Genomic DNA, 2205 nt, shown 5'->3' with positions numbered 1-2205 from the left:
GATATAACCCCTTTTCAGAAATATACGCTAATGTCTCATCAGGAATTAAGTAACGAACAGAACACTTCGTTTCCAATTTTTTACGTACTAACGTTGAACTAATATTCACTGATGGAACATCTACCCAAATAATGGGGTAAGTAGTAGTCAATGCGTAGCCAGGTCGATTTACGCCTACAAATTGTACTAACTGCAGCAACTCTTCGATTTTATACCATTTAGGCAAATATTCTACCATATCGCCTCCGATAATAAAATAGTAGTCTGTATCTGGGTTAGCTCTCGTCAATTGTAACATAGTATCGTAGGTATAACTTTTTCCGCCTCTTTCGACTTCGCTTTTTTCAATATCAAAAAAAGGATTATTTTGTATAGCAGCTTCCACCATTTTCATACGATGAGCAGCTTCAATAGCTGTCTTCTTGTCTTGATGCGGCGGATTGGCACTTGGCATAAAGCATACTTTATCTAGACCCAGTTGTTGACCTACTTGGTCTGCAATAATCAAATGCCCGATATGCGGCGGATTAAAGGTCCCTCCAAGGATACCTACTTTTTTTCGTTCTGTTCTTTCAGGTATACTGTTTGTAAGAACTTCTGTCTGATTAAAAGAAACCGTCTGCCTTTTCAAAATAATCACCTTTCTTTACTTTTTATTCTTATTTTTTTAATGGCAATTCTGTTGAAATACGTTGGTACTTTTCTTGTGACGAAGGCTGAAATAAAACAATCACACGACCAATGACTTGAACTGCATGGCAGCCTAATTTTGCTTCAATTTCTTCAGCTACTTCATCAGCTGTTTCATCTGTATTTTGTAATAAATTGATTTTTATCAATTCGCGTTTTTCAAGTGCTTCACCAATCTGGACAATCACTTCCGGATTTAAGCCGTTTTTTCCGATTTGAAAAATCGGATCTAAGTGGTGTGCTTTGCTTCTTAAAAAGCGTTTTTGTTTTCCAGTTAATTTCATTTTCTGCTCCTATTGAATCACACTATCAGCAATTCTTTTATTTGTTAAATCAATGATTTACGAATGACCACGTTAATGCCTTTAGGCGCCCATCCTGCAACGATCGCTCCCGGCTCATTCACCGTTACCCAGCCTAAGCCGGCAAAAACAATATCCGATTTTTCTTTAATCGTGAATTCAAAACGAACCAACTCAGGAAAATCGGCTACTTCATTCTTTCTTGGCGGCTGCAATAATTCTCCGACTTGCTTTTGATACAAATTAGATGCGTTTTCTAACTTTGTTCGGTGAATTTTTAAGTCATTAGAGGTATAAGCAGTAAAGGAGCGTCTTCCACCTTTCAAGTAGTCAAACCTTGCGACACCTCCAAAAAATAATGTCTGGCCTTCGTTTAGTTGATAGACCATCGGCTTTATTTCTTTTTTAGGGGCAATCAATTTTAAATCTTTATCTCCTAAAACATGTGCCATCTGATGGCGGTGAATAATGCCTGGAGTATCAATTAAAAATTTTCCGTCCTCTAAAGGAATTTCGATTTTATCTAAAGTCGTTCCTGGGAATTGTGAGGTCGTGATTAAGTTTTGCACACCAGCTGTCATTTTTATAATTTGATTGATAAGAGTTGATTTCCCAACATTGGTTACTCCGACCACAAAAACATCTCGTCCTTTACGGTGTTTTTCAATCGTTTCTAATAAAGCTTCCATTTCTTTAGGCTTCACGGCACTTGTCAAAATAACTTCTTCTGGACGCAGACCTTCTTCAAAAGCTCGTTCGCGCAACCATTGGGTCATTTTTCCTCTTTTTAATGATTTAGGCAATAAATCTACTTTATTTCCAACTAAAAGAACAGGATTATTGCCAACAAAACGGTGCATCCCAGGAATCAAACTGCCATTAAAATCAAAAATGTCGATTACATTAACAATTAAGGCATCTTCCGTGCCGATTTCATTTAATAATTTTAAAAAATCATCATCTGTTAAATGAACATCTTGAATTTCATTATAGTGACGCAACCTGAAACACCGTTGGCAATAAACTTCACCGTTCTCAAGTCCTTTTTTCAACGCTGATTCTGGAGTATATCCTGGAGCTTCTTTATCTGTTGTTTGGATAAGTGCTCCACAACCGATACACCGTATTTCTTCTTCATTCATTAACTCTTTCGCCATGTAATGACTTCCTCCATCTCATATCTGGGTTCTTTTTGATTAAATAGTTCATAATA

General features: G+C 36.9%; 3 protein-coding genes. All 3 read right to left on the bottom strand.

Annotation, left to right across the window (positions count from 1 at the left end):
* Window positions 1-634 (bottom strand): nicotinate-nucleotide adenylyltransferase (locus RT405_RS06570; protein ID WP_396163403.1); only part of this gene is annotated, 634 nt, incomplete at its 3' end.
* Between the two features lie 25 nt (window positions 635-659).
* Complete coding sequence (yhbY, locus tag RT405_RS06565; protein ID WP_192986469.1) at window positions 660-974, bottom strand: ribosome assembly RNA-binding protein YhbY; 315 nt, start codon at window positions 972-974, stop codon at window positions 660-662.
* Window positions 975-1018: 44 nt separating this feature from the next.
* Entirely contained in the window at window positions 1019-2149 is a 1131-nt protein-coding gene (gene yqeH / locus RT405_RS06560) for a ribosome biogenesis GTPase YqeH (RefSeq protein WP_313468571.1), read from the bottom strand.
* Between the last annotated feature and the right edge of the window lie 56 nt (window positions 2150-2205).

Source organism: Carnobacterium sp. (genome assembly GCF_032094055.1).
In the GTDB taxonomy this organism is placed as follows: domain Bacteria; phylum Bacillota; class Bacilli; order Lactobacillales; family Carnobacteriaceae; genus Carnobacterium_A.
The sequence above is the reverse complement of the archived record's forward strand: the minus strand, read 5'-3'. Positions and strand labels throughout refer to the sequence as shown.